This window comes from Streptomyces sp. NPDC003379 (assembly GCF_053589195.1).
In genome coordinates this window covers 74758-88569 of sequence record NZ_JBSFRK010000036.1, presented here as the reverse complement: position 1 = coordinate 88569, position 13812 = coordinate 74758, and the positions used below count along the sequence as shown (strand labels likewise).

Genomic DNA, 13812 nt, shown 5'->3' with positions numbered 1-13812 from the left:
CTCAAGAGGCACCGCGCCGTGGCCACGAGATACGACAAGCTGGCGGTCCGCTACGAGGCGGCCGTTCTTATCGCAGCCATCAACGAGTGGCTGTGCAAGATCCAGATGCTGTCAGGCCAGCTGCGAACAGGTCCTGAGCAGCAGACATACGGACGGTCCGGGTTAGTCAATCTTGGCGGAACAAGGCTACGCAGTGGCGGGCTCTTCGGTGTCCAGCCGAGCGTCAACCGTGGTAGCTGGGCACCCGTCCCGGCGATGATCTTCTTCTGGCGCAGAGAGGTATACACCGTGTCGGTGAGTTCGCGGTTTCCCTGATCCAGCTTCGCTGACAGTCGATTTAACTTTGTTGGCCGGGGACAGCCCGCGCCGCCGGGAAGTTCGGGCCCTTCGGGCCGTACGGCGGCGACACGGCCACGATGTCGACGAACAAGGCTACGTGCACGCCGCAGCTGCCGACGACCGCGCGGACTGATGACCACGCTGCGACGGACGCTGTCCGCGCTCCAGGACCCCGCCGCGCCCGGAGGCGAGGCAACCATCGCCGTGGCGCCGCCGCGTCACCCTCGATAGCGGACGTCTTGGACACCGTGCACGCATCCTGCCCAGCGTGCAGCCCAGCTCAACACGCTGACTTGCCACGGAAGAGGAAGCCAACCGGGTAGAGGTCATCGTCGGTGCCACTGTCGATCCCGGCGACGAACAGGCCCTGGTGAGCGATGAACCCGTGGTCGGCCGTCCCGTCGGCGCAAGGCGTCCAGATCTGTTCGGCGGGGTGCATGGGGCCGTCGTCGCCCTCGCTGGTCACGATCTCGTACAGGGCCGGGGCGGTCACGCGCTCACCCCCGCGACGGCGGCGTCCAGGAGCGCCACGGCGTCGGCCTCGTACGGGTCGACGAACAGCGGGTGGTCGCTCACGTCGAACGGCCCGAACCGCACGGAGACGCGGTGGCCGGGCACGAGGGTGGTCTCCCGTCCCTCCAGCGCAGCAGCGATCCGGTCGTAGTCCTGCTGGGCATGCCGGGTCTGGGTGTACGGGCCGACGCGCAGCAGGGTGTAGCCGTCGAGGCTGTCGTCACGTTTACGGGCCTCGATGTAGAGGGCGTAGTGAGCGAGTTCCATGCCGATGTCGTCGGGCAGGGGCAGGCCCGCGACTGCGTGGGTGAGCATCGCGTAGCCCGGCTGCCAGAATCCGAGGATCGCGCTCGTCTTGCAGCGCAGCCAGCCGCGTTCGGCGTAACCGAGCTGGCGGCCGTGGAGGTACGCGGCGGCGTGGCCGGTGTCGGGGTGGGCCAAGGCGACGGCAATCATGTCGGGGCCGTGGTCGTCGCCGGGCCTGGTGTGCGCGCGCTCGATGAACGGCCCGACCCGCACGGCGATGTCCTGGGCACCGCCGGGCGTCCAGGGCAGCGGGTTGCGAAGGGCGGCGAGCGTCTCACGGTACTGGTCGACGACGGCCTGGTCCTCGGGGGAGAAGGCGCCGGCGTTGCCGCAGCGGCGGAAGAAGGGTCGCTTCATCGGGTGGGCTCCTGCTCGGGGAGGTAGCGGGTGGTGGTGTCGGTGACGACGAGGATCGGTGGTCAGGTCCATCACGACGTGTGCGTCAGTGCCCTGGGCGCGCTGGGCGGCGGCGTATTCGTCGGCGGGCCAGGAGCCGCGGGGGTGGCCGGCGGGGAAGCGCTCCAGGACAGTGCGAGGCTGCGCGGCGGTCGCCATCACGCGTCACCGCCGTGCACGCGCTCGTGGATGTCGATCAGGGTGGTGATGGCGTCCGGGCTGGCGGCCCAGCCGACCCACTGCCCGACGGCGGTGAAGACGGGCACCGTGTCGGTGTCGGCGTCGAAGATCACGACGTAGTCGCCGTACCGATCGAGGACCATCTCCTGAAGTGCCCGCGCCGGCGCGGGGGCCAGCACCTCCAGGGCGTCTACGCCGAACCGGGCCAAAGCGCTCGGGCCACTGGGCTGGAGGAGGACTCCCGTGACGCGGAGCAGGTCGCCCGGCTCGATGGCGTTCAGCAGCTCGTGGGCGATCCGGGGGTCGCCGGTGGAGCAGGACCACGCCACGTCGTCCGCGACGTCGTCAGTGGGGGAGACGAGCAGCTCGAACCGGGCAGTGCCCGGGGAGGTGCCGGGTACGGGGACGGTGTCGAGGTAGCCGTCGATGGTCAGACGCGTGGTGTCCATCAGCTTGCCTCTGCCAGGGTGGTGCGGTGGGCGGCGTCGTAGGCGTCCAGGACCGTCTTGGGCGGGTTGCCGCGGCCGGCGACCTGGTGACCGTTAGCGCGCGCCCACGTACGGATCGCGGCCAGCTCCTGCGAGGTGCGCTTGCGTGCACCCATCGCGGCCGGTGCGGAGGACGATGAACTGGTTGCGGTGATGTGGCCGCCGGCCTTCACCTCACGCAGCTGCGCTTGTGCGGCCTCCAGTTCGGCCTTGGCCCTGGCGACCCGCTTCTCCGCTTCGCGCTGCGCCTGATCGGCGGAGCGGCGTTCGGACAGTTCGCTCAGGGCGGCGCGGACGCGAGCGGCCCGGGTACGGATGCTGGCGGCCGCGTGGTTTTCCGCCCAGCCCAGCAGGGCTTCGATGCCGGCGAGGTCCGTCGCTCCCTCGCCCGTCTCCGCGCCGGTGTCCGGGGTGTGCTGTCCGGCGTACTGGACGGCTTCGGCGAGCTCGTTCTCCGAGAGCCCGAGAGTGTCGCGGACGTGGTCGGGGCTGTCGCCATTGGCCAGCATGGACGCGGCGGTGGCGGTGAAGGCATTGGCGGGCATGGTGTCTCCGGTTGAGATGTCGTCGGGGGTGGTGGGGAGGTGGGGAAGGAGGCGTACGAGGTCGTCCTCACCGCAGGGCAGGCCGAGCGCGCCCAGCAGGTCTGTGAGGTCGCCCTTGTCGCGGGCGTGACGGGCGGCCACCACGGAAGCGCCAGCACTCACCGCGTCGCCGAGCGGCGTGAGTTCGAGGGCCTCGGCCTCGAGGGCCTTCCTCATGTCGGTGAACATGACGGGCCCCCCTTCGCGGCAGTGGTGTGGGGCTTGCACTGAGCGGCGTCCAGCAGTTCGCGGTTGTGCCGCCTCTCGGCGTCGCTGAGCGGCCGGGGCTTCGGACCGTGGCGGTGCCACAGGGACGAGGCGCGCGGCGCGGGGTAGGCGGTGTAGTCGACGTCGTCCAGGCCGTCGGTGGCACCGGGGTCGTGCTGTGGGGTCGTGGCGTCGTTCATGCTGTGCGCCCCCACACCGCCGTGCCCGGACGCCCGGCCCGGCGGCCGTTGACGGACGCCACCGTGGCGTGCTGCGCCGTCGCGAGGACCGCCCGGCCGGAGTGCTTGCCGTCATAGAGGGCGGCATCGGCGGCCCTCTGCAGCCGGGTCAGGTCGCGGGAGCCGACCGGGGCCGGGGCCGCGGCACCGACCGAGGCGCCGACGTCGACGGTGCGGCCGTCGTCCAGGGTGACCGGTGTGTGCAGCATCCGGACCAGCTGCTCCAGGCGCTGCTCGCGGCGGCCGGCCTTCAGCTCTAGGACCACGGCGAATTCATCGCCCCCGAGCCTGCCGACGGACGCGCGCGGGCCCGCCCAGGCGGTGAGCCGGGCTCCGAACGATGCGAGGACGGTGTCACCTGCCGCGTGTCCGAACCGGTCGTTGATCTGCTTGAACCGGTCGGCGTCGACCATGACCACGGTCGTGTCGTCGCCGTGGCGGGCCAGGAGCCGACGGGCGCGGGCGGTGTAGGCGTCGCGGCGCAGCAGCCCGGTCAGCGGGTCCTTCTCCTTGGCGGCGATCTGCTTGTACAGGGCGACGGCGTGGACCGCCCAGCCGGTCAGCGGGACGGCTGCGGCGGTGATCAGGAGGGTGCGCGGGCCAAACCGGCCCGTCGTGTGCAGGACGGAGTCCATACTGGTGTCTCCCTCTCGTCTCGTACGGGATGGGGAACCCGGGGCGGCCGACTGGTTTTCCGGCCTTGGCGGCCGTCCCGGGGCGAATTCACATCAGGTTGTTGGGGTTGACCCACGCCTTCACGGTGGCCTTGTGCCAGTCCAGGACCCAGTCGGGACGCAGGCCGCCCGCGGCCCATCCGTCGCTGGAGTCGTCGGGGGCCGGGCCGCCGGCGGACATCTGCTGAACGGCCCGGTCGTAGGCGTTGTGCGCGGCGGCCAGGGCCTCGCTCTCTCCGGCGGCGCGGCCGGTGAAGACGTGAAGACCTCGCCGTTCTGGGTCCGTTGCGTGGTGTATCGGGACGTCGACCTGGTATCGGCGCATGACGTCCAGCTCCTTTCCGTGTTGAGGGACCACCGCGACCGCCCCGGCCTCCGTCGTGCGGGAGACCGGGGCGGCACGGAGCGTCCGTCAGGCGCGGTAGGTGGGCGGCCGGACTCCGGCCCGGAGTTCACGGATGATCGAGCAGGGGCCCTTGGTCGCGCAGTACGCGTCGTCGGTGTCCGGAAGGGCGTTGCCCGTGGTACCCCACATCTCGCGGGCGACCGCGTTCACGGCGCGCAATATGGCGCCGCCGTTGGGGCGGCAGGCGCTGTTCGTGTCGCCGACGCCGTGCCGGGCGGCGCTGATGAGGTGCTGGCGGGCCTGGCGCGCAGCCCAGCGGCGACTGTCAGGGCCGGTGTTCTCGTGGACGTGCCCGCAGTCGTGGAAGGTGTCCAGGTGGCAGCCGGTGCAGTGGTAGGTGACCAGCTGCTGCGGCTCGCTGTCGGGAAGCCACTTGCCTTCGAACTCGAAGACGAGGACCTCCGCCTCCGGGATCTCGGTGTGCGCGAAGCCGGTGACCAGGCCGACGCCGTCCGCGATCCCACCGCGCGCAGCCACGTTCCAGAAGACGCGAGGGAGGAAGTCGTCCCAGCCCTTGCCGTGGGGCCACTGGGCGTACATGACGCCCTGCGAGGCGTCGAAGGTCGCCGTGCCGTCGACGTTCTCGCGCTTGTACTGCTCGATCTGTGCGATCGACCCGAAGTAGGTCGCGCTGAACTCCTCGGACTCCAGGAAGATCAGCCCGTATCCCTCGGGGCGGGTGTCGTGTCTGTTGTCCTTCAGGATCTCGACCATGTCCTCGTAGCCGGGGTTCCCCGGGACGATGGCACCGATGAGCGGTAACCGGTACCGGTCGCAGCTGGTGACGTGGGCCGGGTTGGTCTCACTGACGTGGTGCGCGGTGCCGTACGTGTTCGTGATCGTGATGCTCATGCGCGGGTGTCCTTCCCTGGGAAGCAGCGGGTGCCCGGCGTGGCCGGGTCGCGGCAGGTTCTGGCTGTTCGTCGAAGCGTCGGCGGCACGGCTCACTCGCGGACCGCGGCCGCGAACTGCTCTTCCAGGTCGGCGCGGCCCTCGGGGTCGTCCTCCTGGTCCTCGTCGGCGTTCGGGCCGTGGACGGTGCAGACGATGTCCTCGTCGTCGTCCAGGTCGCCGTTCAGCGCCCGGTACAGGCAGGTGATGCTGTAGGCGGGCACCCAGGCGTGGCCGGTGCATTCGTCGTCGTGCGGGCACGGCACGGCGACGTCGAACCCGATGTCGCCCTCGCCCTCGCCGTCGACGTCGGTGCGCAGGGCGAGGGTGAGGTACTGCTGACCGAGGCGGATCTCCGCGACGCGGTCGCCACCGGCGACGTTCGAGCCGGGCTTCCACTGCCACAGCGGCAGGATCTCCTCGCCGAACACCCGGCGTACGAGGTTCAGGTCGCCGAGTCCTTCGCCGCCGTCCAGCCCGAGGTCGGCCTGCCGAGCTGCGCTCAGCCGCTCCAGGAACGGCAGCAACCGGTTGAGGCTGTCGGAGAGGACGGTCGCAAAGCCCTCCGCCCTGAGGGAGAGGGTCTGGCGCGAGTCGACCATGTCCTGGCGCTGCTTGATGATCGTGGCCTCGGGCACCGTGCGGTTGGCCGGCCTCGGGCCCTGCCGCTCGATACAGACGCTGCTGGGTGTGGCGACCATGACCGCGATCAGCACCACGTTGTGCCGCTTGGCGGCGGCGACCAGCGGCCGCCTGGCCGCCTCGGTGACGTTGGTGGCGTCGACGACCGTGAACAGGCGGCGGCGCATCCTCGCCTCCAGGAGCAGGTGCAGGGCGGCGACCGCGTCGCCGGTCGCGTCCTGGTCGCCCGCGTCGTCGCTGACGACCTCGCGCAGCGCGTCCAGGGACAGCACCTGCGAGGCGGGCCAGGTGCGCGCGATCGTGGACTTCCCGGCGCCGGACGGGCCGATGAGGACCACCAGGCTGTTCTCGGGCATCGGCGGGTAGCAGATCAGCTCGGTCATGCGAGATCTCCTTGAGAGTGAGGGGGCCGGGCAACCCGGATGAGGCGTTGCCCGGCGCGGTCAGTGAGGGGAGCGGGCGGCGTCGTGCAGCGCTGTCAGCGGACGATCATGTGGGCGGGGTGGCCGTTCTTCATGTGGTCCACGCACTGCGGGCAGTCCTCGCGCGGACCGAGCCGGGCGTGGGCCTCGCGGCTGGCGTGGGCGTGGTACCAGCACTGCGTGCACTGCCCCCGGGGCGGGTTCATTGCCTTCGTGCTCGCCATCTCAGCTGTCTCCTTGTGGATGAAGAGAGCGGGCCGCCCAGATGAGGCGCTGCCCGGCGTCGTCGGTGATGAGGTCGGCGGCCTCGTGCAGTGGGCAGGAGGCGTCGCCGTCGCGGTCGGGCTCGATCTGCTCGGCGCGGCGCGCGGCAGCGGTGAGCAGCTGCGCCACCGCCGCCATGAACCCGCCGGGCGGGTCGGTGTCCTCGATGAGCTCGCGCAGGATCGCGGCGAGCTGCTCCTGGTCGATGTCGTCGGCGCTCAGGTCGTCCTCGATCTGCTGGAGGGCCAGCGAGGCGATCCCGACCGAGGCGCGTACGCGGTCCAGGCGCGTGCGGGGCACGGCCGCGGTCACAGCGCGAGCCCAGCGGCGGCCAGCGCGAGCAAAACCAGGGCGGCGAGGGACAGGTCGACCGCGCGCCGCAGGTGGGTGAACTTCCGTACGGCCAGAAGGGACAGGACCCGGATGCGGGCGGCTCGGGTGTCGCCGTCCATACAGGCGCGGATCTCGTCTTCGCTCAGACCTGCCCAGTGCGGGAAGGACGCGCGGTCGGCACCGCTGAGGCGGGGACGGACGACCAGGAGCAGCAGCACGGCGGCTGCGCCCAGGGCGAGGACTGCTGCCGCGCCGAACACCTTGGTGGACAGGGGCAGGTCCTTGTCCGCAACGGACGCGAGGCCCGCAAGGACGGCGCCGTTGAAGGCGAGCAGGAGCGACGACTTGCTGTCCGTGCGGCTGATCTCGCCTGCGACCGAGGCGCAGGCAGTGTCCATGTTCTTGTCGATGCCGGGAGAGAAGGCCGAGGAGGTCATGGGCGGTTGCTTCTCCTTGTCGTTGCCGGGCGGGTCGTTCGTGGACCGCCCGGAGAGATCAGAACGGCGGTTCCTCGGGCCAGGCGGGAACGGGCAGGAGCCGGATGCGTAGCTCGCGCCTCTCGGACCAGCAGCCGCACGCCTCCATCTCCGGGAACGGGCCGCCGGTCCACCAGCCGCCCGCGCCCCGGCAGTCGGGGCAGGAGCGGCGGGGCCGGGTCGTCAGCTCGATGCGGTGCCGGTCGGCGTACATCTGCCAGTGGCCGGCCTTGAGGACGGCGGCGGTCGCGGCGACCGTGACGGGCACGGCGGCCGCGACCAGCACGGCGGTTCGGGCGCGCACGACTCAGGGCCGGACGGTGAAGCGGGTGCCCTCGCCGAAACTGGTGGGCGTCGCGGCGAGGAAGCCGGGGTCGGACTGCGCGAGATCGGTCAGCAGCGCCTTGATCCAGTCGGTGGCGCGCTGGAGGTCGACCCGGATCGCGTTGAAGTCGGAGATGTGCACCGGGTACGGGGTCTTGCCGTAGCGGCGGGCCCACAGCCGGGTGCGGATCATTTCGGCGGCCGCGGTGTCGTCGGGCCCGGCGGGCACGCCGCGCGGGATCGCCCGACAGCTGGCCGCGTGCGCGTTGGCGGCCTTGGCGGCGTCCGTCTCGGACATCGGGTTGTGCGCGGCGTTCGTCGCGGCGCGGTAGGTGCAGCCCAGGCACGCGACGGCGCACTTGGCGGAGGCCCGGCCGGCGTCGGCGGTGTAGACGAGCACGATCGCGCCCTCCAGCGCCCGGTAGCGCTGGGAGACGAGGGTGCCCTCCGGCGTCCAGGTCTCGGGAACGAGAGCGGGGGCGGGGGCGGGGGCGGGGTGCGTGAACAGAGCCACGGCGACTCTCCTTCGAGGGGTTCGTTGATCAGGCGGCCAGCCGGTGGATGACCGGGGCCGTGGAGGCGAAGTAGGTGTCGGGACTGGGCTCGTAGCCCTTGTCGCAGGGGTCGCAGCGGCCTTGGGTGCGCAGCGGGAGGCAGAAGTAGTACCGGCGCCTGCACTGCGGGCACGTGGACCTCGCGGCCATCGCCCGGTCCAGCGCCCATTCCTGTGCGAGCGTCGGCACGCGCTTCGGTCGGGCGATCTTTACGTCGTAAAGCCAGGCCCGGGTGGGATGGATGCACGCCTGGTCGGGCCGGTAGGAGCACGCCTTGCAGCGCAGGACCGCGACCGGGCCGTGTCCGCCGGGGCTCAGCCCCGCGTCCCGTAATTGCCGCCGGGTGACTAGGCCCTCGGGACAAGCACGCCGATCGAACTCCAATTTCCAGCGTCGCGTCGCTGCGCGGCACCTTCCTGAGCTCGCGGCGGCGCTTCTTGCGGGGGCGAGGCATCACCTGCTCCAGGTGCCGGGGAGCCGGGCGGGACGCTGCGGGTAGCGGGGGCCGGGGCGCTGCGGGCGGGGGCGGCCGATGCGGCGGCGCGGCCGGGGGGTGAGCACGGGTGTCCTCCAACAGGGTTGATGGCGGGCAGTGCTGCGTCCCGCCGGCGGAAAGGCCGTCGACGGGGTGGAAGGGGTGAGGCGTGCGGCCGGGCGGCCTGTACGGTCCTCGCCCGCGGGGCGGGCGAGGACCAGGCAGGGCGACGGGTCAGCGCTTTTGGAGCGGGTGCACGTTGTCCGGGGTCTCTTCGGCGGGCGGGGCGGCCGGGGCCGGGAGGTGGATGTGCGGCTCGATCTGGTGACCGGCGTTGTGGATGTGGGTGAAGAACGCCGGGCGCAGGCTCAGCCCACGCAGCGCGAGCGCGGAGGCGGCGGTCCAGGCGAGGACGGCGAGCCCGGTGGCGATGGTGCGGCCGTCGGCGGGTGCGGCACTCCACACCATGGCGATGCTGGCCGCGCCCCAGGCCGTCCAGGTGAAGCGGGCGCCGGTGCTTCCGGCGAAGCCGCCGATCAGGCCGAACAGCCCGGCGAGCTGCCAGACGGTGTAGACGGTGGATCCGCTGATCGCGAGCGAAGCGGTGTGGGCCGCGATGTACGAGCGGATCGGCTGGTCGACCACGGCGAAGACGCCGTTGGAGGTGTCGGCACCGACCTGCACGCGCGGCACGGCGGTCAGCAGCTGGTGCAGCGCGTGGGCCAGGACGTCGGTCGCGCCGTCCAGAAGCAGGATGACGAGGGAGATCCCGGCGAGTCCGATCGCTGCCTTCACCCAGTTCGCCATGGAGTGCCAGCCGAGCTCGGGGGCGCGGCGCAGGTCCTCCCACCGGTCGTGGAGGAAGCCGCCGTCGTCCCAGGCGCCGTCCCACCATTCGCGCAGGGTCTCCAGCCGCGGCTCCTTCGCATCGAGCGACGCCGGGGGCGACGGCGGGAAGTTGAGGTCCTGGCCGTTGTCGGCCGGCTGCTCCTGGCGCTGGCCGGGGATGTGCGGGGTGCGGTCGTTGTGGTCGGTCACGGGCGGCTTCTCCTTCGAGGCGGTGAGGCTGCGTACGGGATGGGAATGGTTCTGTTGCCGGGGCCTTGGGTGCGACAGGCTTGGGCGAGGCCAGGGAGCAGCAAGGGGGCGCGATGTCAGTCGAGTTCGATTCGGTAATCGCCGGCGGGGTGATCTATCCGGCGTTCACGGACGACGACGGCATGCTGTGGATCGACGACGAAGACGACTACGAGGTGGTCGTCGACCACGCGGTCGTCGACGGCGTGATCTATGAGGCGGAGGTTGATGAGGACGGCCGCCTGCTGATCTATCTGGACGACGACTGATCGCGTCGGCTGCTCCGGGCGGCCTGCCCCGCGCTCGGCTCCCGGCTGTGCGGACGGGGGTTCGAGTACGACGCAGGGTGCCCGGTGCTCAGCGGACGTCGTTGCGGGTGCGGGCGAAGAACATGCCGCGCGTGGTGGTGTTGTTGTTGATCTCGGTCCGCATGGCGACCGGGGCCTCGTAGACGTTCGTGGTGACGGCGGAGCGGGCGCGGCTGATCGCGCCGCCGATCGCGGTGGCGGCCATGGCGAGGCCGGCGAACGGCAGGGTGACCATCAGGACGCCGGTCAGCGTGACCGAGGCGAGGCCCTGCAGGACCAGCCAGGCGCCGCAGCCGATGCCGGTGACTCCGGCTCCGACGCCGATGGAGGCGACAGCGATCCCGGCCGCCCAGGCGGGCACGATCCGCCGGTCGTCCTGATCGACGGGCGGGGCGCTGCCGTAGGCGGGCACGGGGGTGTCGTCGCGGAACGACGTGGGGAAGTGGCGTACCGGCTGCTCGGGCCGGAATTCGGCCTCGAGGATTCGCTTGGCTTCGACGGCGGCCTCGGAGTCGGACATCGGGCGGCCGGTGGTGGGGTGGAAGTCCATGGTGTTCTCCGTTCGGGACGGGTGCGCCCTCCCCGGCCGTGGTGGCGGGGAGGGCGCGAAGGGCGGGGGAGCGGGGGAGGAGCCGGGGGTTACCCGAAGCTGCTGATCCAGCCGGTGACGCTGCTGATCCCGCTGGTGATGGCGGGGGCGATGCCGGTGGAGGCGAGGGTGAAGCCGAACAGGACGGCGGCGAACGCGGGCCACAGCCGCAGGTAGCCGGTGCGCAGCAGGACCAGCACGATGATTCCGGCGAAGACGACCAGGGAGACGGTCAGCGCCACGGCGGGGAACTCCTTCAGGGAAGGCCGGCGGCCGGGCGGGGCGCGAGGCCCGGCCCGGCCACAGGGCGAGGGGGCTACTTCTTGAGGGTGGTCAGGGTGTTGCGGACGCTGCCGAGCTGGACCGTGCGGCCGCCGTCCTCGTTGACGAGCTCCAGGACCTGGAGCGCGTCCAGCGCATCGTCGTGCGCGTCCAGGACGGCCTGGACGCGGTCGCGCAGGGTACGGGCGCGGGGCTTGGCCGCCGCGGCCGGAACGGGGGAGGCGGCGGCCCGACTGGCGGCGCCGCCGGACTTCTTCTTCTTGCCCCCGCCCCCGCCCTCTTCGCCGTCCTCGTCTTCCTCGGGCTCGGGGAACACGGCCCGGTACGCCTCCATGCCGTCCAGGCGCTGGCCGTAGGCGTCACCGACGATGTCCCAGGCGTCCTGTTCGATCTCGGCAGGGGCGCCGGGGCCGTAGAGGTCCAGCACCATCGGGTCCAGGCCCTCGGTGGGCATGTCGGAGCCGATGTTCCAGAACCGCATCTTGCGCGACGGGTAGCGGCCGTTGACGTTGTACGAGGTGCCCTGGGTACCGGGCAGGTCGTCGTCCTCGTGGTCCTCGTCGAACTGCGAGACGAGGTCGACTTCGCCCGCGTACTTCGGGATCGGGGCGAGGACCATCCCGGTGGGCAGCAGGCCGTCGGTCACCAGCTGCTTCATCATCGAGCTGGTCCAGCGAAGCAGGATCACTTCGCCTTCCTTGAGCATGGCGCGCAGGGTGTCGCTGCCGCCCATCTCTTCGAGGTGGCCGGCCTGCGCGAACAGACCGATGCCGATGCCCAGGGAGCGTCCGGTGCGGCCGATGTCCTTGATGTAGAAGGTGGCTTCGTCCCGGTAGGGAGCGCCCTTCTCCAGGAGGCGGTTGGCTTCGTCGATGATCTGGTAGATCAGCGGGTCGGGCCGGTCCTTGAGGAACTTGGAGCGGCCCATCCGGGCGTAGCGCTCCTGGCGGTCCATCATCGTCAGCCACGTCGTGCGCAGCTGCGCCATGGTGCCTTCCTGCGTGGTGACGCGCCAGGCAACATTGCCGTCCGCGCCGGGCCCCTTCTGCCCGAACGCCTCCGGTGCGGACTGGCCGCCCTTGAGGTCGGCATACAGGACGGCGATCCCGGAGCGCTTCATCGCCGCGAGGATGATCTGCCCGGCGGTCGACTTGCCCGCGCCGGTGGTGCCGAACAGCAACAGGCGCTGCGCGGAGCCGGACTTGGGGTCGTACAGGCGCAGCAGGGAGGCCCGGCCGTTGTGGTAGCGGCCGATGTAGATGCGGCCCTTTTCGTCCATGACGAGCAACTGCGGGTCGGCCAGGATGACCTGGGCAAGCGGGTCGTCGGGGTAGATGGTGACCAGCGCCTTGGACGTGCCGTTGGTTTCCACCGCGAGCCGGTTGACGTCCTTGATGCCGAGCGCGTCGGCCAGGCGCATCGGGTGGTAGCTGATGATATCGCCGGGCGGGGCTTCCACGGTCAGCTCGAAGATCCTGCTCATGCGGGAAGTTCCTTGGGGTCCTCGTCGGGGATGTCGACGGTGCGGATCGCGGTGATGACCGTGCCGGGCATGCCCTTGGGGGCGATGAACTTCTCCCAGGCGGTGTAGAGGTCCATAGCCTGTTCAGGGGCCTGGCCGACGGTGAGCCGGCGGACCCCGGCGCCCCGGCGGGGCACGGGGGCGATGGCGATGTCGTCCTCGGGCCAGTTGATGGCCGCGGACAGCTCCAGCAGGTCGATCTTGGGGACCGGCTTGCCGGGGAGGGTGGAGCGGATGACGGCGCTCATCGACTCCTCACCCGTCTGCTCGATCTGCTCCAGCACGGTGTTCGGGGCGGCGCCACCCTCGATGGCGACGTGCTGCGCCCAGAAGGCGGCCATCGGGTGCTGGGGCCCGGCCTGGACGGTGTCCTGGACCAGGAGCTCCTTCGTCTGCTCGATGGCCTGCGGGGTCAGCGACTTCTCGCGGCCGACCAGAACGCGGGCCATGCGGGCCGGGCGCACGTACAGCACGACGGCGCTCCACCCGGCGTCGGCGAGCAGCTGCCAGTACCAGTCGATGCCAGGCACGATGCGCTGCGCGGTGAGCAGCGCGGCCATCGACACCGAGGGGGCCAGGTACAGGCCCATCGCGGTGTTTCCGACCGCGTCGCGCGGCAGGGTCATCGACCACAGGGCGCCCCATCCGGCGCAGCCGAGTGCGGCCAGGACGGAGGGGCCGTAGAAGTCGTGAGTGAAGGCTCCGGTGGCGAGCGCGCCGGTGCCGGCCACGGTGGCGACGCGGCCGAAGGCGTTGCGGGCGAGGGCGAAGCGGCCGCGCAGGGGTCCGAGGCGGATCATCGGTGGGCTCTCCTTCAAGGGCATAGGGAAGGGCGGCGAACCCGTGGTGGGTTCGCCGCCCTTGGTGCGGGGCGGGGTGGGTCAGCGGTTGCTGTAGAAGGTGCGGTCGGCCATCTCATTGCCGTCGGGCATGTTGTTCGCGGCGTCCGCGACCGCCCCGTAGTCGGCGATATGGCCGTCGGCGGTCTCGTGGAAGAGCGAGGACATCTCCTCGCACTCCACGGCCATGGCCTCCGCTTCGTCCTTGCAGTCCCGCATCACAGTCGCCGCCTCGCGGTGCTCGTTGACGGTGGACTGGTCGACGGCCTTGGACGCGGCGAGGTCGGCGAGCCGGTCGACCGAACTCGCGCAGTCCTCCACGTACTTGAACGTAGAGCGGACCTGGTTGGACAGGCCCATCATGGTGGCGCTGGCGGCGGTCAGCTGCGCGACGACGATGCCGAAGCGGACCGCGCCGACGATGACGGAACCGGTCTTGGCGAGGGCTCCGCCGATCACGGGAACGAGATCAGACACGTGGG

The 13812-nt window shown here is 71.2% G+C and carries 22 protein-coding genes and 2 pseudogenes; 2 read left to right on the top strand and 22 right to left on the bottom strand.

The genetic code is table 11. The features are described 5' to 3' along the window. Positions 1-93 (top strand): annotated as a pseudogene (locus ACWDVB_RS29665) (IS5 family transposase); the annotation flags it as partial. Positions 94-619: 526 nt separating this feature from the next. On the opposite strand, the gene ACWDVB_RS29660 reads toward ACWDVB_RS29665, so the two are convergent. From ACWDVB_RS29660 to ACWDVB_RS29580, 17 genes and pseudogenes are all read right to left on the bottom strand, one after another. Continuing rightward, positions 620-832, bottom strand: coding sequence for a hypothetical protein (locus ACWDVB_RS29660; RefSeq protein WP_451517532.1), 213 nt, complete (start codon positions 830-832; stop codon positions 620-622). Then, positions 829-1515: a hypothetical protein gene (locus ACWDVB_RS29655; protein ID WP_451517533.1), complete on the bottom strand. Its 687-nt coding sequence runs from the start codon at positions 1513-1515 to the stop codon at positions 829-831. Before ACWDVB_RS29655 ends, ACWDVB_RS29660 begins: the two co-directional genes overlap by 4 nt. Continuing rightward, positions 1512-1713: pseudogene (locus tag ACWDVB_RS29650) on the bottom strand (hypothetical protein). Before ACWDVB_RS29650 ends, ACWDVB_RS29655 begins: the two are co-directional and overlap by 4 nt. Then, positions 1713-2183 (bottom strand): hypothetical protein, encoded by a 471-nt coding sequence (locus ACWDVB_RS29645; RefSeq protein WP_451517534.1) that lies wholly within the window; start codon positions 2181-2183, stop codon positions 1713-1715. The pseudogene ACWDVB_RS29650 and the gene ACWDVB_RS29645 overlap by 1 nt, the downstream one beginning before the upstream one ends. Next, positions 2183-2983 carry an Lsr2 family DNA-binding protein gene (locus tag ACWDVB_RS29640; RefSeq protein WP_451517535.1) on the bottom strand — a complete coding sequence of 267 codons (801 nt, stop codon included), beginning with the start codon at positions 2981-2983 and terminating at the stop codon, positions 2183-2185. Before ACWDVB_RS29640 ends, ACWDVB_RS29645 begins: the two co-directional genes overlap by 1 nt. Then, complete coding sequence (locus ACWDVB_RS29635) at positions 2980-3213, bottom strand: hypothetical protein (RefSeq protein WP_451517536.1); 234 nt, start codon at positions 3211-3213, stop codon at positions 2980-2982. The genes ACWDVB_RS29640 and ACWDVB_RS29635 overlap by 4 nt, the downstream gene beginning before the upstream one ends. Beyond that, the gene (locus ACWDVB_RS29630; protein WP_451517537.1) at positions 3210-3887 is read right to left on the bottom strand and encodes a GGDEF domain-containing protein; all 678 of its coding nucleotides are present in this window, start codon (positions 3885-3887) and stop codon (positions 3210-3212) included. Before ACWDVB_RS29630 ends, ACWDVB_RS29635 begins: the two co-directional genes overlap by 4 nt. An 88-nt stretch (positions 3888-3975) precedes the next feature. Beyond that, a complete protein-coding gene (locus ACWDVB_RS29625) occupies positions 3976-4251 on the bottom strand; it encodes a hypothetical protein (RefSeq protein WP_451517538.1) in 276 nt (91 codons plus the stop codon). Between the two features lie 87 nt (positions 4252-4338). Then, positions 4339-5184, bottom strand: coding sequence for a hypothetical protein (locus ACWDVB_RS29620; protein WP_451517539.1), 846 nt, complete (start codon positions 5182-5184; stop codon positions 4339-4341). Between the two features lie 92 nt (positions 5185-5276). After that, on the bottom strand, positions 5277-6248 hold the full coding sequence (locus tag ACWDVB_RS29615; RefSeq protein WP_451517540.1) for an AAA family ATPase: 972 nt from the start codon (positions 6246-6248) through the stop codon (positions 5277-5279). A 95-nt stretch (positions 6249-6343) separates the two neighbouring features. Continuing rightward, complete coding sequence (locus ACWDVB_RS29610) at positions 6344-6511, bottom strand: pRL2-8 (protein WP_451517541.1); 168 nt, start codon at positions 6509-6511, stop codon at positions 6344-6346. A gap of 1 nt (position 6512) precedes the next feature. After that, on the bottom strand, positions 6513-6863 hold the full coding sequence (locus ACWDVB_RS29605) for a hypothetical protein (RefSeq protein ID WP_451517542.1): 351 nt from the start codon (positions 6861-6863) through the stop codon (positions 6513-6515). Beyond that, positions 6860-7321 (bottom strand): Pycsar system effector family protein, encoded by a 462-nt coding sequence (locus tag ACWDVB_RS29600; RefSeq protein ID WP_451517543.1) that lies wholly within the window; start codon positions 7319-7321, stop codon positions 6860-6862. The genes ACWDVB_RS29605 and ACWDVB_RS29600 overlap by 4 nt, the downstream gene beginning before the upstream one ends. Before the next feature lie 58 nt (positions 7322-7379). Continuing rightward, positions 7380-7664: a hypothetical protein gene (locus ACWDVB_RS29595; protein WP_451517544.1), complete on the bottom strand. Its 285-nt coding sequence runs from the start codon at positions 7662-7664 to the stop codon at positions 7380-7382. A gap of 3 nt (positions 7665-7667) precedes the next feature. Further along, positions 7668-8198 (bottom strand): hypothetical protein, encoded by a 531-nt coding sequence (locus tag ACWDVB_RS29590; RefSeq protein WP_451517545.1) that lies wholly within the window; start codon positions 8196-8198, stop codon positions 7668-7670. 28 nt (positions 8199-8226) lie between these two features. Then, entirely contained in the window at positions 8227-8622 is a 396-nt protein-coding gene (locus ACWDVB_RS29585; protein WP_451517546.1) for an RRQRL motif-containing zinc-binding protein, read from the bottom strand. A gap of 325 nt (positions 8623-8947) precedes the next feature. After that, positions 8948-9751 carry a hypothetical protein gene (locus ACWDVB_RS29580; RefSeq protein WP_451517547.1) on the bottom strand — a complete coding sequence of 268 codons (804 nt, stop codon included), beginning with the start codon at positions 9749-9751 and terminating at the stop codon, positions 8948-8950. Positions 9752-9864: 113 nt separating this feature from the next. Here ACWDVB_RS29580 and ACWDVB_RS29575 point away from each other — a divergent pair, with 113 nt between their 5' ends. Beyond that, the gene (locus ACWDVB_RS29575) at positions 9865-10059 is read left to right on the top strand and encodes a hypothetical protein (protein WP_451517548.1); all 195 of its coding nucleotides are present in this window, start codon (positions 9865-9867) and stop codon (positions 10057-10059) included. Between the two features lie 88 nt (positions 10060-10147). Here ACWDVB_RS29575 and ACWDVB_RS29570 read toward each other — a convergent pair whose 3' ends face one another. From ACWDVB_RS29570 to ACWDVB_RS29550, 5 genes are all read right to left on the bottom strand, one after another. Beyond that, a complete protein-coding gene (locus ACWDVB_RS29570) occupies positions 10148-10648 on the bottom strand; it encodes a hypothetical protein (RefSeq protein WP_451517549.1) in 501 nt (166 codons plus the stop codon). 89 nt (positions 10649-10737) lie between these two features. Beyond that, entirely contained in the window at positions 10738-10929 is a 192-nt protein-coding gene (locus ACWDVB_RS29565; protein ID WP_451517550.1) for a hypothetical protein, read from the bottom strand. Between the two features lie 74 nt (positions 10930-11003). Then, the gene (locus ACWDVB_RS29560; protein WP_451517551.1) at positions 11004-12452 is read right to left on the bottom strand and encodes a DNA/RNA helicase domain-containing protein; all 1449 of its coding nucleotides are present in this window, start codon (positions 12450-12452) and stop codon (positions 11004-11006) included. After that, on the bottom strand, positions 12449-13291 hold the full coding sequence (locus tag ACWDVB_RS29555) for a hypothetical protein (RefSeq protein ID WP_451517552.1): 843 nt from the start codon (positions 13289-13291) through the stop codon (positions 12449-12451). Before ACWDVB_RS29555 ends, ACWDVB_RS29560 begins: the two co-directional genes overlap by 4 nt. A gap of 81 nt (positions 13292-13372) precedes the next feature. Then, complete coding sequence (locus ACWDVB_RS29550) at positions 13373-13807, bottom strand: hypothetical protein (protein WP_451517553.1); 435 nt, start codon at positions 13805-13807, stop codon at positions 13373-13375. Positions 13808-13812: the final 5 nt, after the last annotated feature.

What these genes read in the sequence shown, in the direction of transcription:
- ACWDVB_RS29570 (WP_451517549.1), bottom strand. Translation starts at nt 10,648, where the DNA reads ATGGACTTCCACCCCACCACCGGCCGCCCGATGTCCGACTCCGAGGCC.
- ACWDVB_RS29575 (WP_451517548.1), top strand. Translation starts at nt 9,865, where the DNA reads ATGTCAGTCGAGTTCGATTCGGTAATCGCCGGCGGGGTGATCTATCCG.
- ACWDVB_RS29620 (WP_451517539.1), bottom strand. Translation starts at nt 5,184, where the DNA reads ATGAGCATCACGATCACGAACACGTACGGCACCGCGCACCACGTCAGT.
- ACWDVB_RS29600 (WP_451517543.1), bottom strand. Translation starts at nt 7,321, where the DNA reads ATGACCTCCTCGGCCTTCTCTCCCGGCATCGACAAGAACATGGACACT.
- ACWDVB_RS29630 (WP_451517537.1), bottom strand. Translation starts at nt 3,887, where the DNA reads ATGGACTCCGTCCTGCACACGACGGGCCGGTTTGGCCCGCGCACCCTC.
- ACWDVB_RS29635 (WP_451517536.1), bottom strand. Translation starts at nt 3,213, where the DNA reads ATGAACGACGCCACGACCCCACAGCACGACCCCGGTGCCACCGACGGC.
- ACWDVB_RS29610 (WP_451517541.1), bottom strand. Translation starts at nt 6,511, where the DNA reads ATGGCGAGCACGAAGGCAATGAACCCGCCCCGGGGGCAGTGCACGCAG.
- ACWDVB_RS29555 (WP_451517552.1), bottom strand. Translation starts at nt 13,291, where the DNA reads ATGATCCGCCTCGGACCCCTGCGCGGCCGCTTCGCCCTCGCCCGCAAC.
- ACWDVB_RS29640 (WP_451517535.1), bottom strand. Translation starts at nt 2,983, where the DNA reads ATGAGGAAGGCCCTCGAGGCCGAGGCCCTCGAACTCACGCCGCTCGGC.
- ACWDVB_RS29625 (WP_451517538.1), bottom strand. Translation starts at nt 4,251, where the DNA reads ATGCGCCGATACCAGGTCGACGTCCCGATACACCACGCAACGGACCCA.
- ACWDVB_RS29655 (WP_451517533.1), bottom strand. Translation starts at nt 1,515, where the DNA reads ATGAAGCGACCCTTCTTCCGCCGCTGCGGCAACGCCGGCGCCTTCTCC.
- ACWDVB_RS29560 (WP_451517551.1), bottom strand. Translation starts at nt 12,452, where the DNA reads ATGAGCAGGATCTTCGAGCTGACCGTGGAAGCCCCGCCCGGCGATATC.
- ACWDVB_RS29645 (WP_451517534.1), bottom strand. Translation starts at nt 2,183, where the DNA reads ATGGACACCACGCGTCTGACCATCGACGGCTACCTCGACACCGTCCCC.
- ACWDVB_RS29615 (WP_451517540.1), bottom strand. Translation starts at nt 6,248, where the DNA reads ATGACCGAGCTGATCTGCTACCCGCCGATGCCCGAGAACAGCCTGGTG.